The organism is Spirosoma oryzae (genome assembly GCF_003002825.1).
Lineage (GTDB): Bacteria > Bacteroidota > Bacteroidia > Cytophagales > Spirosomataceae > Spirosoma > Spirosoma oryzae.
In genome coordinates, this window is record NZ_PVTE01000006.1 from 1 (window position 1) to 14620 (window position 14620).

The window sequence follows — 14620 nt, forward strand, 5'->3', positions numbered from 1 at the left end:
CCGTTGATATTCTATGAGTTCCATATTGCTTTAGTCGGCTTTAGCCGAATTTTAGTGAAGCCACCGCCTTTAGGCGGTCGGTACAGTTATCACTTCTTCTTTTTGTTGCGGGCCGGTAGCTTTCTGGCAGGGCGGGACGTTGTCTGACGAGAATCGAGCTGATACAGATCAGCCGTCAATGTTTCGCTGACCGGGACAACAATGAGTCCATCATGTTTTATGTCAGCCCGTATTCTACTACACAGTTCGCGGTGCGATAGATTGAACCGCTTGGTTCTATCCTTCTGGGTGGTCGTTTGTCGAACTGGAAATCCCTTCGGGTCTTCCAGTTTCAAATACCAGTCGCCGTGCCTTTTGTCCCGGTTAAATCCGATCCGTGTACCTTTGGCTAGTTTAAGCAATGTGGCAGCAGCGTTGTTGAAGGCAATCACACCATCGGTTCGGATGCTGATCGACGGGACGGGCTCGCTTTCGCTCAGTGAATGTGAGGGGAGCGTCGCCTGGTTGAATACTTCAAAGTCGATATTCATTTTGTTTGCTGTTTGGCGGTCAACGATTCGGTTAGTTGCTGGCGTACCTGCTCGATACGACGGCGGGCCACGGGCAGTACGAGTCCATTGGAGAGGGTGACGGTGGCTTCAATGCGACTGATCCGGTTGAAGCGAATAACGTACTTTGGATTGACAGCGTACCGTTTGTGGATGCGCAGCAGGGCGGGTTGCCGCTCGACGCAGACGCGAACCGTGAGGGCGAATATGTCGACACTCAGGTCGGTATAGATAATTTGGGTGTAGTTGCCGTCGCCTAGGAGGTGTTGTATTTTGTCCAGCTTGGTTGTCAGCGCACCGGTTACTCGTTTTATCATGGCGCGTGGGTTGGGTCTACGTCGATGATACGGATGACCGTCATCTGACTCTTATGATTGATCGCTTTGGTCTGGCTGTAGCTGGGCTGACCGATGTAGTCAGGGCTGTCGTCGACGATGATCCCCGCTCGCTTCATAGCATCGAACGGCAACTTGCCGGATGAAACGAGTCCGTCGTAATCGGCGGGCTGACCCGTACTGTGACGCACCAGTTCGATACGTACCTGACCCGTATGTCGATTGGTTGTCTGCGTGCGGAACAGTAGCTGGTAGTAGTCGCGGAGCTTATTTCGTTTGCGCCAGTGCATACGAAGCAAGCCATCCCGGCCATTGTTCATCGGACAACGACCGGGTATGACGAGTTTGGTAATCATTGACTAGTCGTCGCCTAATAGTGCCGCCAACATACCAATCCCACTACGTCTTTCTGCTTGCTGACGAATCTTTGAGAGAACATCGCCGATAAGCAAAAGAGCGTATACTTCTTCGTTTTTATTGCGCGGAGCAAATTCATCAACAGCGGCAAGCAAAGCCGCGAGCGTCTTGGTTATCACCGCCTTGTCGCCCTCGATACTGTCGTAATATTCTTTAATATACTTTTTAGAGAGTATATTCAATTCCTCTGATCTTGACTCGTCAATACCAAGCGTGTCAGACATTTTAGCCTTACTTAACTCATGTACGGTTGGGTTTACGATTGATGCGTAGGATGTTTCTGGAGTAAGCATAAAACTTGTGGTTGATTGGTTGATAAATAAAACTGATTAAGCTGTTGCGATTGGTCGCTTGGATTGTGGACGTTGCTCGCGTTGCTGCTGCATCTCGGCCACCCACTCATTGAAATCAAAGGGCGGTAGCGACACCTGCTGGGATGTGACCTGTTCGAGTCGACTACCCAGGGCGAAGTACACGTAGTAGCCTTCCGCCTGTGACTGCGGCTTGAAGACCCGGTCGACGGCGGCAAGCAGGAAGGCGATCATCTCCGATGCCGCGTACTGCTCACGGCCCAGATCGTCGAGGTGTTCCTCGAACGCCTGATCGGCCTGCTGCATGGCTTCGATGAACTCGTTAGCCCGATCATCGCTGATACCGAAGAGGGTATTCATTTTCGTGTTACCGGCATCTGCTGGCCGGACGGCGAAATACTGCGCTAGTGATTCCATGTTTTGGTAGCTTACAGGTTGCGAATCTTTTCGATAAGCGAGAAACCGTGCGTGGCAAATGCCTCGGCTACTGCTTCGGCCAGTTCCCGGTCTTTCATCGGCAGGTCGGAAAGTTTGATCGTTACTCCGATATTTCTCGGGGCTGGCTGCCCACCGGGGCGTTTGTTTGGAATTTTGGTACACTCTTTTGGAAATGGGATTGCCGTTTGCATTGCTGTACTGGTTTAGAGAATTGATTAGGAACGAAACTTATTACCGAATAAAGTTTGCCATGAGCAGCGTCCGGCGACCAGACTCTTCGATCAGGAGCGCCTTGCTTCGACCACTGCTACTCAGCCTGATAGCGACGCTGGTGCCAAGTGTTTGTTTGATAACGGGAATGAATCGCTTCACGTCGACCCCGCAAATCCAGTCGAGTTCGGGACCATCCCATCCCTCGATGGGTTGCTCGATCTGGTAGCTACCGGACTCGTCGGCATAGTCGATTCGTTCGCTGGTCAGCGTGGCTATGTGCGTCCCCAGTGTACCACCTTTGATAGTCAGGCCAGGCATCGCCGTGATGCGGGCGAGCGTGCCGAGTAGCACGGCACGGTCTTCCTCCCATGTTACGTCGAGCTGATCGGCGAGCGGGAACAGAGCACTCATTTCGACGGGCCTGTAGTCGTAGAGTCGGACCCATAGTTCCTGCTCACTAGTATCGACGCCGAGCCAGCTTGGTAGCAGTTTGAGCGTTGCCTGTGCCGTCTCACCTCCACCCAGTACCGAAGACAGAACCGAAACAACTCCGTCGATACTATCACTCGGTATCAGGATCGGGCCGTAGGTCCAGGGAATATCAAGCGTTTCGATGGTAGCAGTATACACATCCGAGGCTTCCAGCGATAGCTTACCATCGGCAGCTTTTATCCACACACCGGCAAGGTGGGGGTAGATGTCGGTGCTGGTCAAACAGAATTTACCCGCCCGTTCGAGGGCGGCAGCCAGCAGCAGTGCATCACCTTCGCCGAGCACCAGTGTATCAGGTTCTCCTTTAGTTATCGTAAGGCGGGGATAGTCGCTGGGCGTCATACCTGCCAGCTTTGCATCGCCAACCGAACTGGATAACCGAAGCTGAACGCTATCATACTGCGGTTCGGTACTATGAACTTCTTCCAGCCAGACCAGACCAGAAGGCGTAGCTGCCAGCAGATCGAGCGTGGGCTTTAGTTCGGGGCAGTAGGCTAGTTCCGACTCATCTTCTTCCATGTCGACCATCGCCCCGGCCATACGGATCGTCAGTCTTCGGGTATCGGTTCCGCCCATGATCGTCATAGCACCCGAAGGGTATGCTTTAATCAGCGCATAGGCGTAGGCCGGAATCGTTGGATTGTCTTTGGTTACAGACTTGACAACCCGCAGTGCAGCGAGCAGTTCTTTCTGCCCGATGCGAACCTGTGACGTTAAGCTCGTTGTCATATCAGCGTGGGTAAGTGGTGGCTACAAACGACTCCAGTACCGCAGCCAGGTTCGGCTTCTCGTATCCGTATGGCTTCTGAATCTTATCGTCAGACTTACGACGCACGACCCACTTGCCATTGCACTCTACATGATAGCATTCGGTGCCATCCATGTAGAGTTGGTTGCAGGAGATGATCGCTTCCTGTTCACTGGCGCAGCACTTGGTCATGTTCGACCGGTGAATCTCTGCGATCACGGCAGGCATAACTGTTGGCACGTCGAAGAAAACGATCACCGACATCGCCCGCTCCAGTTCATCAAGCCAGTAGATAGAATCGAGTAGTACCGTAGTCAGTGTAGTTATATCGCCAGCTTTGTAGGGCGATACCATTGCCTCGAATGAATTGTATAGCTGTTCCAAGCAGGTACTTACCATGAAACCATGCTCGGTTAGTTTTAGTGAACTTTGCTCAACAGCATTCTGTAGACCAAGATTGAGTGCAAGTCCGTATTGGACGTAGCGTATATCGCCTATCCCATCCAGAATCTCAATTCGATCAACGCATTCCAGCGCATCATTCAATTCGCTACACTCTTCTGTCAGAAAGCGAATACGAAAATCAAACGTTTTGCGGTCACACATCCCCGGCGTATCGCGGATCGCCTGCGGATCAAAGGTTTGGTGAAACTCGGTCACCATCTGCATTGTCGATTGTTGCATGGGATTGCTACTTATTTAGGATGATTACACTTCGCATCTTGGTTAGGCTGTCGCACGGCACACAGGCGATTGAGAACACATTGCGAAATCCGTCAGCCTCATTGTTTAGTACAGCGAAGCATAGGTTAGTGCGTGGGTCGCGTGTGTAATGGATGCTACTATTTACCTTGTTAATCTCTGTAGCGTTTACATCGACGATGTCTTCGCCTTCTCTTTTTCGCACCGGGCCTCCACACGACTGGAACAACACAAGGCCAAGTGAAGCAACTAGGATTCTTTTCATAAAATTGATTAATAAAATTGATTAGATAATTAACAACGAAGACTGGGGGTGTCGGCAGGGTACTCGATGAAGTTGAACATCTGAATCATCCGGTCGTAGACGCGGTGGTCATAGTTGGTTTTGATGTCGGCTTCACTGGCGTTGGTGGTGATGTGCGTCCACGGACCCCGGCAGTTTCGGTAGCGCCCTTGCAGAATCAGCTCCATCAGGTTGACCCGGTTGCCCATGTAGCTGGTTTCTCCCTCCGCCCCAAAGTCATCGAAGCAGGTGCCGATGTAATCGTGGCCGTAGTAGAAGCTACGCTTCTCGGTGTGCCGTGGCCCAACGTGCTGGTCGATCACCTTCGAGCCGCCCTTCTCTTTGTCGGAATACTCCACGGCCAGATCAATGCAGGAGACAAACTGAAACGGTGACCAGGGGTTACGGGCGAAGAGTCGCATCATATCTGACTTGCCGACGCCCACGCCACCTGCCAGCAGCAGCCCTTTACTCAGCGAGAATGAACCATCTTCGTAACCCAGCAGCGCCGGACCTTCCGTCTCGAATCGTTCGTCGCCCATGAAGTAGAGCGAGAGCAGTTTGTAGTACGGCCAGCGCCAGGTGTCCAGTTCGAATGGTTTGCGCCACCCATCACGCTTGGCGAGTGAGCGGCCCCTGATCTGCACCTCGACAAAGAACTCTTCTGGCGATTCAGGAACGTGACTGAGTTGTGCTTCTTTCAACGCTTGCTTCTCCCGCTCCAGTCGGTAGTGCTTTTCTTTCTGAGCGGTCTTCAGTACATGGGGAAGTGCCGCTTCGATGGCCTCGCGTATCTCGTCGTCGGTTAATTCAGGCCAGCCGGGACTAGGATACCCGCTGATTAAACCTTGATACTGTACCAGGCTGCTCACTGGCTGGCTTGTTTGCGAGTGTGGCAACGATAGGGCCAGCTCGGCGACTGTTGTTAAATTGTTTCCCATTGGATTGCTGGCTAGGTTTTTCTCGACTGAACCAGGATGCTAATCGACCGGCCAAGTCCCACGTTTTTTCTGTCTTCCATCTTGGTTTTCCAATCTCTGATTTTTTGCTGCTGTTTTGAATAGGAGCTGACCAGTAATTGATAAAGGCTGCGTACATCTCTGGGGTATACTTATCCGGCTGTTTGTGGTAATAGTCCAGACAGTGTTGTCGCAAGTCTTTCTCCGGCTCGGCGGGAGAGGGGGTAGGGGGAGTGGGGATTTCTTTTTTTTCTTCTTTGACAACAGGTGTTGGCTGTTGCGCGTCGCTCGCTGGTGCGACAGCACTAGCACTATCAGTTTTATTATCAGCTTTATTATTACTTATATTATTATGGTCGGGTTTTTCTCCGATAGCTATAGGGTTTTTCTCCGGTAGGGTATCCGGTTTTTTGCCAGTACCTATAGGGTTTTTATCCGATAGCTCACCACCTTTAAGCCCTATAGGTAAAATATCCGATAGGTGTATGTGACGCTTAAATCCTTCTTCTTTTCGAAGTTCAACGCGGATATAATTGGCAGTAGATAACTCCCCTATCCACGCTGAGACGGTATCCTTCTTTGTCAAAAAAAGATCAGCGAAGTATTTGTTGCTTGCCCAGCAGTACCCCTCTGTGTTGCAGAGTGAAACGATCACACCGTATAGTATTCGTGCCATCGGGCTGATACTTCGGTTTGTTAATATCGCCATAGGGATGGTGGCGAAGTAGTTCGGAGTAGGTTCACGATCCATATGTTTTACTCACTGTCAAGTTGAAACATATCGCTCTCGTTGCCCCACTTAGAAAGCCTGACCATGTCCCTGTAAAAAGAAGTGGTTAGCTTTATGGTTGGATGTGCTGCGTTTTTTTTGTGCCAGAAGTCCCAACCTTCTCCGTAAGTTGTAAACCTTAACCCGTCAATGCCAAAAGAATATTCACAGAGATATAGGTCGCTTCGTGAATTTACTGAGTACAAAAAGTCACTACCCTTTTCTATGCTGCTTCCAACCAGCACGACATAAATATCTACGTGTACTCCTTTTAACTCAGGAATTGAATTTGCGAAATGTCTTACCGCAGTTTTGTATCTATCTACTTGACCAAGAGTACTGAGTCCTATTTCGCCTTTCTTTAATTCGTAAATTCTAATTGTAACGTACCGATCTCCTCGTGTACCGTTAATATTTAACCTGTTACATGATATAGAAAGCAGGTCAGCGCGTCCATAATCAGAAAGGGTTACTTGTCGAAGCACTTTCCCTATTATTGGAAAGCCCCTGTCTCTAAGAGCGGACTGGCCCTCTACTGTTTGTGCTGCCTCAAAGATCATATCTTCAAGGTCTTTCTCTGAGATGTCCATACTACGCGGCCTGTTTGAGTGAGTAGAAATGTTCGGGTTGCTTCATCGGCCCCGGCTTTGTCTCTGGTAGCTTGACCATCATACCGCCCTTCACCAGATCGGAGATGGCCCGGCGAATCGAGGTGATGGGTACGTGATGGGTGATGAGCTGGTGCTTGACCATGCCGTTGTAAATCTGCGATGGCGTCGCCCGCTTGACGCTGGGGTTGTCAGCGAATAGCTGGAGTACTTTCTCTGCCTGCGACTGGGATCGTGCAGTGGCGGCAGCTTTCTGCTCACCAGAAACGCCGTTGGTATTGTAGTGTGTACCGATCATCGCGTTAGGCTTTCATGGTGAGGTATCCCATGCCGACGCACCACGTAATCGCTGAGTGTCGCTTGCTGATGTTGCGACCCGTATGTGACTTCCATATCTGGCGGGCGGTATTTTCGCTGATGTTGCGAAAGAAGTGCCGTTCCGCATCGGTCCATTTGATTGGCTCCATTTGAGTAAGAGTTTTGATTAGAAAGGGGTAGTCTTCTCTGATGACTCTGATCGTTTCATGCCTGAGATCAGAGTCTGTATTAGTTCGGGATTTTCTTTGACCACGAACAATTGATTGCTTGTCGTTCTGATAACGGAGCCACCGGGATACTCGACCGAAGCGCGGAAGTAAACGACCTGACCAGGGTTAATATAGACTGGCCCTTCGCTTTCTTCATTGGCGTGGGTGACACAGATGAATTGATTCATGGCTTGGATGGGACAAAAAGAATCCCCCTGTAGTGTGTGTCGTCTGGCGGACGAAAGCTGCGGAGAGGCCGACAGCTAACACACACTACAGGGGGATCATGTATGGTCGATACCTGAACTCCTGTCTTTCTTCCTCTCCTGTATGTACTCCGCAATTGCCAGTTGCGTATCCAAATATACAACTTAAAGGTAGAATAGTTTCTACTTATAAATAGAAATCGAAGTTAAAATTTTTAGAATGCTTTTAGTCCGAGCGATCTCAGGTAGTGGACCACACTTCCCGCATCGAATGGAACCGAATCATACATCGAATCGCCGCTATATTCGTCTTTATGTTCCGTGAAGCAATCTATAAACCCGTTTTCGTAAACGTGCATCTCGTACTCGGCGAGCTTTAGTTTTACCCTCCGTGTACCCTTCTTCCCGAAGGGCATATCGCAGTCCAGCTTTGACTGCTCTTGGTCTACCTGCCCTTTCACGTAGTTGCCCAACGCCAGATTCCATGCCGTTTGCCACTGCCCGTTCGTAACATCGAACAGGTCAATCGGTGGGATAGGGGCCATGTGCTGATTGTAGTACGCCCGCATGGCGGCTTCAACTTCACCACGCATGTCTGACTCGTGCTGGTTATTAAGTACCTGCCACGAATGGCTGGACAGACACTCGCTCAGAATCTGATCGACAGTTTTCATAGATGATTAATTGTTGTGTACTACAGATACAGGAGTGAACGGATGCTCAGTGAAGTAGATGCCCATCTCCCGGTCCCCTGCTTCCAGGATGAGCCGCCAGTAGGGTTTGTTCTGAACCAGTACCGGGCGTTGTTCAGGCATGACGTAGCTGCACAGCATCGACGGGTTGATCCAGATTTTGTAGGGGGCGCACTCATCGAGCGATGGTTCGGGCAGGTCCAACTCATCGGCCAGACTCGACTGGTTCGGATCGAAGAACATCACCCCCTCGATCCATCCTTTTGGCTTGGGCAAGGTGGTTGGTGTCGAAGCCAGTATCCTGCCATCGAGCGAGAATACGTTATGGTGTTTGACCCCGTTGTACTCGGCGAAGTCAACCGACTCGTGAATGATACCGATATTTGCCATGTGAACGTAGGTGATCGTCTCACCGTTGGCGTCGAGCAGGGCAAAGAAGTGTCCGATGTGTGGGCTTTTCATTAGAATAGAACTTGACTGGGTAATGGGTTGACAATGATCTGATCGAGGTTGGGCCGCAGGACCGAGTTGCAAAACTCCTTGTAGGTCAGGTTGAACTTGCGCCACGGATCGCGGCAGGGGCGGGTATCAGTCGAGAATCGGTAGAAGATGAACTGATCGCCAACCTGATCGACGACGATGCGCCACTGCCGTGGCGTAATGTGCTGGTGGTGCAGGTTGGAGTAGTAGAGAGTATCCCCCGCCTGGATGCCATGCTTATTCATGGGCGGGAGTGACACCTGTTAGCCGGATAAACTCATCTATCCACTCAACGGTAAGTTTGACAATTGGCGAATTATCTGGTGTCTCGCCCGGCTTGATCGCAAGAAACCAGCGTTCAATGGGTGACGATGAGTCAACCGGCATACCGGATAGCTTAACCGTTTCGATTGAAACCTGACGAACGTTACACAGCGTACCAACCAAACAGGCACAATCACCACTGTACACCGACCCGTTGACCCGACCTTCTTTAAGTGCTGACAAAAGGCCCGGCACTTCATGTATGGCGTACAGCAATACGGCGAATAGGTCGTGCTTAATGGTTCTCAGGTCGGCACCGCTCAGGTCGGCATCGCTCAGGTCGGCACCGCGCAGGTCGGCATCGCTCAGGTCGGCACCGCTCAGGTCGGCACCGCTCAGGTCGGCATCGCTCAGGTCGGCACCGCTCAGGTTGGCACCGCTCAGGTCGGCACCGCTCAGGTCGGCATCGCTCAGGTCGGCACCGCTCAGGTTGGCACCGCTCAGGTTGGCACCGCTCAGGTTGGCACCGCTCAGGTTGGCACCGCGCAGGTTGGCATTCTGTCGAATGCCCTCACGAATTGTTAAAATAAGATTATTGTCTTCGGCAGAATGCTCGAACAATACGTCACCTGTGTAGCGGTGTTTGATTTGGATGGTCTTCATAGTATAAAATTGATTAGCAAAAATTCTGTTTCTCCCATAGCCCCTGCTCGCGCTCGTCCCAGTCAGGGGTGCGGTCATCGTCAGGGTCTTCGTCGGCTTTTCGCACCTGGGTTATCCACTGCCAACCAGTGACCGGGTGGTGCTCGACTACGTAGTACTGCTCACCGATGCTGTAGTTCGAGGGATGATCGCCACCTTGGCTGACGACTGCCAGCGCATCATCGAAGTCGACGCCGCACCTGGATTCGTACCATTCAGCCAGCCGGATAATGTCGCGCTCGTCCATGCTGGAGGGGAACACCAGCAGTAGCTGGCTGGCTGATGTTCCTGCTCCGTGGTTAGGCTGGCACATTGGTATGGGTGGGTAGCGCAAAGACTTCCACGCAGGAAATCCGGTCGTCAGCAGCGGCCAGGTCAGCTTCGTTCCGCGTCTTGAAGAGCGGAGCGCCCGCGTTCACGTTGATAAAACCCAGCGATTTGGGTGGGTTCTCGACCAGGATCAGGTTGGTATCTTCCGTGCTGGCCCCCGAGTAGAGGCCGTCCGGCCCCCAGACGATGACGTTGTCGCTGCCCGCAATCTTTCCTACCACCGGAAAGGCTCCGCCACCTGTCACGGTAAAGAGGGTAGCCAGCTTGCCGGACTTGGTTTCGACATGGTAGTCGCCGAGCATGGCAACGTCTTCATTGTACGCTTGTACACTAAATGGTTTGGTGTTCATGGTTTATAGAATTGATTAGGTAATTGATTAAGTTGTTTCTGTCATTGCACTGATCGTGAACTGGGCAGAGTGGTGCTGCTCCAGACAGTAGACACTCCAGAGTTCCAGCCCACCGACCTCGGTGTCGGCTACCGGGTGGCTCGCGGCAATCTTGTAGTACTTGCCATCCTCTTCGGAGTAGAAGGTGAACGACTTGGGTTTACTGATGTCCGTCTCCTGCCCCCGCAGCAACGGCCCCTGAAAGAACGCCCGCCGCCGCATCCCGTAGAAGACGAACCAGTACTCCTGATTAGGTATTGCTTCGCTGGCTTTCATGGAAATAGCCAAGGATAATTTGTTGATAGGTATACTTCCAGTTGACAGTACTCTAAATCCCATCCAAGTAGTGAATGCGCTTCTGCAATTGCTTTAGCTTTTGGTAGAGTTAAGGCTTCGTATTTTTTTCCACCAGGGCATTGCAATGTAAACTTGGCCGTGTTTTCGTCAAACTTTACCAAAGCATCTCCGAACAAGTATGGTTTATCCCACTCGTCTGATGACGCATAACGTTCTATGGTCGACAATAGTGGAGTTGGTAAGTCTGTTAGCTTCATGGCTGGTCTGCGTTAAGGAAACGAATGATGCCGGAGACGACACCGAAGGCGAGTAGACAACAAAGGATCGACGCCTTTGGGAACATGGTGAGTACCAACATTCCGAGTGTGATAACAATGATGATAGACAGGATAAAGCGTAGCATAATTAGGTGTGTTGGTGTATACTATTGATTAGATTCGGTAGAACAAAGTCGGCAACTGCGCCCCTGTTTGAGCGATGCTTGCAGTATTTTGGTAACACTCGCCTGGTTGATGCCGTCGAAGAGGATGGGGGCGGTCATATCAATGCCATCGTCGTTTTTATAAACGGGGATACAGATGATGGCGTCGGCAGCAAACAGTGCTTTGGCTTCGGCAGTGGCGTCGGAGAGAAACTTGGCGTCGTTGGCGATTGGATTCATTGGTTCTCGTAGGTTTGGTAGTTATTCAAAGAAGGAAAGGAAGGTGTGAACCGATTCCAGGCTGATACTATACCTGCCGTGGGTCAGTTCACTGGCCTTTAAAAAGTGGGTCGTCCCATTCTTGTCGATCCGCCCGTTGCGTATCCAGTCGCGAACGCTGCGTGCCCGTATTCCGTACATAGCCGCCACCTCTTGGGTGTTGTAACGCAGGCGGGGGGTAGCCAGCTTTCGTTCGACGGCTTCGAGCTGGGCGATCAGCGGAGCGGTGGCCGCCGTCACCTCGCTGGCGATCAGTTCCCGCAGTTGGTCGCCAGCGAGTATGACCATAGGCGGGTAAGTGGAATTACTCATGCGGCCTGCGTGGTTTGAGTAGTCTCCCATGTTAGTGGGTCAAAGCCTTCGATCCACTTTACCTCCGACTCCCGAACCGGCGTTCGACCCGTCAGTCGATCCTTCCAGGCGTCGGGGTTATCGTTGGCCTCGGCGTCGATGTCGGGCCGAAACGTGGCGATCCATGCCCGGCGAATGATGCGTTTGTGGTGGCGAACGTGGGCGAAATACGATCGCCGAAAGCGTTCAGTGTTCTGGTTTGGTTCTTCTCCCTGGCTCATGGTTAATACACATTAAAACAAAACAGGTATAATTACGTACTCTTTTGTACTCTTTTGTACTACCTTTGCACTGTGCTTACACGTATAACACACTACATTTATACTCCAAAGTACGCTAATAAGTAGAAATTAATCAACTTAAAAGTAGAAATTAATGGCAGTAACTATGAAAGCGGAGTCAACAGATCGACCCATAACCAATTTTGAGCGGGTGATGCGGCAGATTCTGGCTGAAAAGCGCATGAGTCTCACCGAAGCTGCCCGATTATTAGGCTACCGAACCACTCAGGGGTTCTCATCGCTACTGGCAACGGGGAACCCGCAGCTCGAAACGTTGCTGAATATTGCCGACAAGCTGGACGTGGCACTGACGAGCCTAATTTCCAGGATCGAGGGGTTGCCCTTTGAGGTTGTCCGGCGTTCAGAGGAAGTGTTTACCGTACCCTATGTACCGGCAGGAAAGATGCCGGACTTTGTCAACAACCCGTCCGTGTCGCTGCACGCCATGCCCCGCTATCCGGTGGCGAAGTCTGCCTTTCAGGGTAAGCCAGCCCAGGAACCCGATCAGTACGTGGCGCTCGAAGTGGTTGGATCGAACATGCTACCTGCCCTGCCTGCCCGCTCGGTGGTGCTGGCAAAGTCGATCGGCGAGAAGGAGTGGGACCATCTGGACCGGGGTATCTACGCGATCCTGACGCCCGACGAGATGCGTCTGGCCGAAACGTCGAGCGACGAGAGCAGCGAGCTGGTGCTCAACTCGACAAACGGGCGTTACGGTACGGTTCATCTGCTGAAAGACGAGATTAAGTACGTGGCGAAGGTGGTGGGTTCGTTAGAACGTAGCGTGTAGATTGTGGAATTAACGGCTTATCTACGTTCCGATCAGCCCGACAAGGCCGGGCGTCGGATGATTCAGTTCGTGCTGATCTGGCAGGGCAACCGGGTGCGATTCTCGACCCACCAGAAAGCCCTGCCAGACGAGTGGGACGCGGGCCGTCAGCGCATCAGGACGCGGGCGGCCAACGCCATTGTCCGCAATCAGATCATTGCCAAAATCGAGTCATTGATTCATCAGACCTACGACCCGCTGGCGCTGACCCATTCGATGCCCGGGAAAGCGGAGGTTGAGGGGTACTGTAACCTGATTAGTCAGGCTGCGAAAGACGGCACACTGCTTACGGCTACCCAGTTAGTTCGACCAGTGGTTGAGCCGATACTGCCGCCCGCCGTCTCGCCGGTTCGTGCGCTCCATGAACAGTACATTCACGAGTACCGATCGCGCCTGGCGAAGAGCACCCTGGATATGTTTCGCCCTCCGGTGGATCATCTGCTGTCGTTCGCGCCCGATGTGGTGCCCGAGATGGTCGACCTTAGTTTTATCAATGACTGGATGAACTACCTGTCCGACGACCACGGACTGGCCGATTCATCGGTGGTTATGTACGTCAATAAGCTGGCGTCACTGTTTCGCTACGGAGCCAGGAAAGGCTACACCCTGCCGGTGGACATCGACGACTGGCCGTCGAGTCGGCTTCGATCGACACGCTACTGGAGCACCGAGGAAGAGATCGAGCAGATACTCTCGTACCCATACGCCCAGAAGTGGGCCAGGGATACGGCTATCTGCTATGGCTTTGCCTGCTACACCGGCCTGCGGGTAAGCGATCTGGCCCGCTTCGACGCGGCCGTTCATTTGCGGTCGGGCAAGATGGGCAACGAAACGTTTCAGTATATCGACATGCAGCAGCAGAAGACAAAGGAGATGGTCAACATAGCCCTGTCTCCCTATGCGATCGACTTACTGGAACGGTGCGGCGGCAGGCCGTGGGGTGACTGGGGGCACCAGCTAAATAACACGGCTTACAATCTAAGGATAAAAAAGATCGGTCAGCAGGCGGGTATCAACTCGGTTGTCGAGCGGGTCATCTACCGTAAGGGACGGCCCGAACGTGAACAGGTAGCCAAGTACAGCGTGCTCTCGTCCCATGTCGCCCGCCACAGCTTTGCCTGTAACTCGCTACTGCGTGGCGTTCCGGTGCAGGTATTGAAAGAGGTGATGGGCCACCGTTCGATTGAATCGACGATGGCCTACGTTCACATCACAGACACGTACAAGCACCAGCAGATACTGTCGGCCTGGGCTACACCGCCTGCTCCTGCTCCGGCAGGAACGCCATGACGTAGCGCCGGATATTGGCAGCTACTTGTTCCTTGGTGGCATAGCCAGGTAATCCTTTTACGCCTTCATTGAAAAGATAAACGAAATCGGAGATGTCCTCATCCATATCTTCTCCATCATATTCGGCTTGTCTATCTGGATTCGGACAGAATAGAAGGTCTTCTGCTGAATCAGGTATGCCAAGGAACTTTCTATTTACAGACCAAATAGAAGTGTCGCTTCCTTTTGCCACAATATGTAGGCTTCCATTGTGTTTCTTTACCTCAAAGTGGTCAGGAAAAATTACGGGGTACTCGCCGAGTGCGCAGCCTAGTGTACCACAGCCGTGCGTTTCTATTACGGAAGTGAAGTCGAATACATTGTTCATTAATTCCGCCTGCGGTTTATCGAGGTGGTCGGCGATGGCGAGCAGGCGCTGGCGTGAAAGTTCGGGGGTGACGAGTTGGTCTTGCATGGTGA

Annotated in this window: 28 protein-coding genes; 2 read left to right on the forward strand and 26 right to left on the reverse strand. The window is 52.0% G+C overall.

Annotation, left to right across the window (positions count from 1 at the left end; genetic code table 11):
* Positions 1–89: 89 nt before the first annotated feature.
* From CLV58_RS07915 to CLV58_RS08025, 25 genes are all read right to left on the reverse strand, one after another.
* The gene (locus CLV58_RS07915) at positions 90–530 is read right to left on the reverse strand and encodes a hypothetical protein (RefSeq protein WP_106137265.1); all 441 of its coding nucleotides are present in this window, start codon (positions 528–530) and stop codon (positions 90–92) included.
* The gene (locus CLV58_RS07920; protein WP_106137266.1) at positions 527–865 is read right to left on the reverse strand and encodes a LytTR family transcriptional regulator DNA-binding domain-containing protein; all 339 of its coding nucleotides are present in this window, start codon (positions 863–865) and stop codon (positions 527–529) included. Before CLV58_RS07920 ends, CLV58_RS07915 begins: the two co-directional genes overlap by 4 nt.
* Positions 862–1239, reverse strand: coding sequence for a RusA family crossover junction endodeoxyribonuclease (locus CLV58_RS07925; protein WP_146141388.1), 378 nt, complete (start codon positions 1237–1239; stop codon positions 862–864). The genes CLV58_RS07920 and CLV58_RS07925 overlap by 4 nt, the downstream gene beginning before the upstream one ends.
* A gap of 3 nt (positions 1240–1242) precedes the next feature.
* Positions 1243–1593, reverse strand: a complete 351-nt coding sequence (locus CLV58_RS07930) for a hypothetical protein (RefSeq protein ID WP_106137268.1) — start codon at positions 1591–1593, stop codon at positions 1243–1245.
* A gap of 36 nt (positions 1594–1629) precedes the next feature.
* Positions 1630–2028 (reverse strand): hypothetical protein, encoded by a 399-nt coding sequence (locus CLV58_RS07935; RefSeq protein ID WP_106137269.1) that lies wholly within the window; start codon positions 2026–2028, stop codon positions 1630–1632.
* Positions 2029–2039: 11 nt separating this feature from the next.
* Entirely contained in the window at positions 2040–2240 is a 201-nt protein-coding gene (locus tag CLV58_RS07940; RefSeq protein WP_106137270.1) for a hypothetical protein, read from the reverse strand.
* Between the two features lie 40 nt (positions 2241–2280).
* Positions 2281–3483, reverse strand: a complete 1203-nt coding sequence (locus CLV58_RS07945) for a hypothetical protein (protein WP_106137271.1) — start codon at positions 3481–3483, stop codon at positions 2281–2283.
* Between the two features lies 1 nt (position 3484).
* Positions 3485–4186 (reverse strand): nucleoside triphosphate pyrophosphohydrolase family protein, encoded by a 702-nt coding sequence (locus CLV58_RS07950; protein WP_106137272.1) that lies wholly within the window; start codon positions 4184–4186, stop codon positions 3485–3487.
* 312 nt (positions 4187–4498) lie between these two features.
* On the reverse strand, positions 4499–5428 hold the full coding sequence (locus tag CLV58_RS07960) for a P-loop NTPase family protein (protein ID WP_170108666.1): 930 nt from the start codon (positions 5426–5428) through the stop codon (positions 4499–4501).
* Positions 5313–6155 carry a helix-turn-helix domain-containing protein gene (locus CLV58_RS07965; RefSeq protein WP_170108667.1) on the reverse strand — a complete coding sequence of 281 codons (843 nt, stop codon included), beginning with the start codon at positions 6153–6155 and terminating at the stop codon, positions 5313–5315. Before CLV58_RS07965 ends, CLV58_RS07960 begins: the two co-directional genes overlap by 116 nt.
* A 47-nt stretch (positions 6156–6202) precedes the next feature.
* Positions 6203–6805 (reverse strand): PDDEXK family nuclease, encoded by a 603-nt coding sequence (locus CLV58_RS07970; protein WP_106137276.1) that lies wholly within the window; start codon positions 6803–6805, stop codon positions 6203–6205.
* A 1-nt stretch (position 6806) separates the two neighbouring features.
* Positions 6807–7121: a hypothetical protein gene (locus CLV58_RS07975; protein WP_106137277.1), complete on the reverse strand. Its 315-nt coding sequence runs from the start codon at positions 7119–7121 to the stop codon at positions 6807–6809.
* Positions 7122–7125: 4 nt separating this feature from the next.
* The gene (locus CLV58_RS28305; RefSeq protein ID WP_170108668.1) at positions 7126–7290 is read right to left on the reverse strand and encodes a hypothetical protein; all 165 of its coding nucleotides are present in this window, start codon (positions 7288–7290) and stop codon (positions 7126–7128) included.
* A 17-nt stretch (positions 7291–7307) separates the two neighbouring features.
* On the reverse strand, positions 7308–7538 hold the full coding sequence (locus tag CLV58_RS27975) for a hypothetical protein (RefSeq protein ID WP_146141389.1): 231 nt from the start codon (positions 7536–7538) through the stop codon (positions 7308–7310).
* Positions 7539–7771: 233 nt separating this feature from the next.
* Positions 7772–8230, reverse strand: coding sequence for a hypothetical protein (locus tag CLV58_RS07980; protein ID WP_106137278.1), 459 nt, complete (start codon positions 8228–8230; stop codon positions 7772–7774).
* A gap of 6 nt (positions 8231–8236) precedes the next feature.
* On the reverse strand, positions 8237–8710 hold the full coding sequence (locus CLV58_RS07985) for a hypothetical protein (RefSeq protein ID WP_106137279.1): 474 nt from the start codon (positions 8708–8710) through the stop codon (positions 8237–8239).
* The gene (locus tag CLV58_RS07990; protein ID WP_106137280.1) at positions 8710–8973 is read right to left on the reverse strand and encodes a hypothetical protein; all 264 of its coding nucleotides are present in this window, start codon (positions 8971–8973) and stop codon (positions 8710–8712) included. The genes CLV58_RS07985 and CLV58_RS07990 overlap by 1 nt, the downstream gene beginning before the upstream one ends.
* A complete protein-coding gene (locus tag CLV58_RS28615) occupies positions 8966–9655 on the reverse strand; it encodes a pentapeptide repeat-containing protein (protein WP_211300828.1) in 690 nt (229 codons plus the stop codon). The genes CLV58_RS07990 and CLV58_RS28615 overlap by 8 nt, the downstream gene beginning before the upstream one ends.
* Before the next feature lie 13 nt (positions 9656–9668).
* Positions 9669–10007 carry a hypothetical protein gene (locus CLV58_RS08000; RefSeq protein ID WP_106137281.1) on the reverse strand — a complete coding sequence of 113 codons (339 nt, stop codon included), beginning with the start codon at positions 10005–10007 and terminating at the stop codon, positions 9669–9671.
* A complete protein-coding gene (locus tag CLV58_RS08005) occupies positions 9994–10374 on the reverse strand; it encodes a hypothetical protein (protein ID WP_106137282.1) in 381 nt (126 codons plus the stop codon). The genes CLV58_RS08000 and CLV58_RS08005 overlap by 14 nt, the downstream gene beginning before the upstream one ends.
* 27 nt (positions 10375–10401) lie before the next feature.
* Positions 10402–10689 carry a hypothetical protein gene (locus CLV58_RS08010; protein WP_106137283.1) on the reverse strand — a complete coding sequence of 96 codons (288 nt, stop codon included), beginning with the start codon at positions 10687–10689 and terminating at the stop codon, positions 10402–10404.
* Positions 10686–10967, reverse strand: a complete 282-nt coding sequence (locus CLV58_RS27980) for a hypothetical protein (RefSeq protein ID WP_146141390.1) — start codon at positions 10965–10967, stop codon at positions 10686–10688. The genes CLV58_RS08010 and CLV58_RS27980 overlap by 4 nt, the downstream gene beginning before the upstream one ends.
* 167 nt (positions 10968–11134) lie before the next feature.
* On the reverse strand, positions 11135–11371 hold the full coding sequence (locus tag CLV58_RS08015) for a hypothetical protein (RefSeq protein ID WP_106137284.1): 237 nt from the start codon (positions 11369–11371) through the stop codon (positions 11135–11137).
* Between the two features lie 21 nt (positions 11372–11392).
* Positions 11393–11698, reverse strand: coding sequence for a MerR family transcriptional regulator (locus tag CLV58_RS08020; RefSeq protein ID WP_106137285.1), 306 nt, complete (start codon positions 11696–11698; stop codon positions 11393–11395).
* 20 nt (positions 11699–11718) lie between these two features.
* The gene (locus CLV58_RS08025) at positions 11719–11982 is read right to left on the reverse strand and encodes a hypothetical protein (protein ID WP_106137286.1); all 264 of its coding nucleotides are present in this window, start codon (positions 11980–11982) and stop codon (positions 11719–11721) included.
* A 154-nt stretch (positions 11983–12136) separates the two neighbouring features.
* Between CLV58_RS08025 and CLV58_RS08030 the strand changes: the two genes are divergently transcribed.
* Complete coding sequence (locus CLV58_RS08030) at positions 12137–12832, forward strand: S24 family peptidase (protein ID WP_211300829.1); 696 nt, start codon at positions 12137–12139, stop codon at positions 12830–12832.
* Between the two features lie 3 nt (positions 12833–12835).
* Positions 12836–14161 carry a site-specific integrase gene (locus CLV58_RS08035; RefSeq protein ID WP_146141392.1) on the forward strand — a complete coding sequence of 442 codons (1326 nt, stop codon included), beginning with the start codon at positions 12836–12838 and terminating at the stop codon, positions 14159–14161.
* Here CLV58_RS08035 and CLV58_RS08040 read toward each other — a convergent pair.
* Positions 14124–14615: a hypothetical protein gene (locus CLV58_RS08040; RefSeq protein ID WP_106137289.1), complete on the reverse strand. Its 492-nt coding sequence runs from the start codon at positions 14613–14615 to the stop codon at positions 14124–14126. The genes CLV58_RS08035 and CLV58_RS08040 overlap by 38 nt on opposite strands.
* Between the last annotated feature and the right edge of the window lie 5 nt (positions 14616–14620).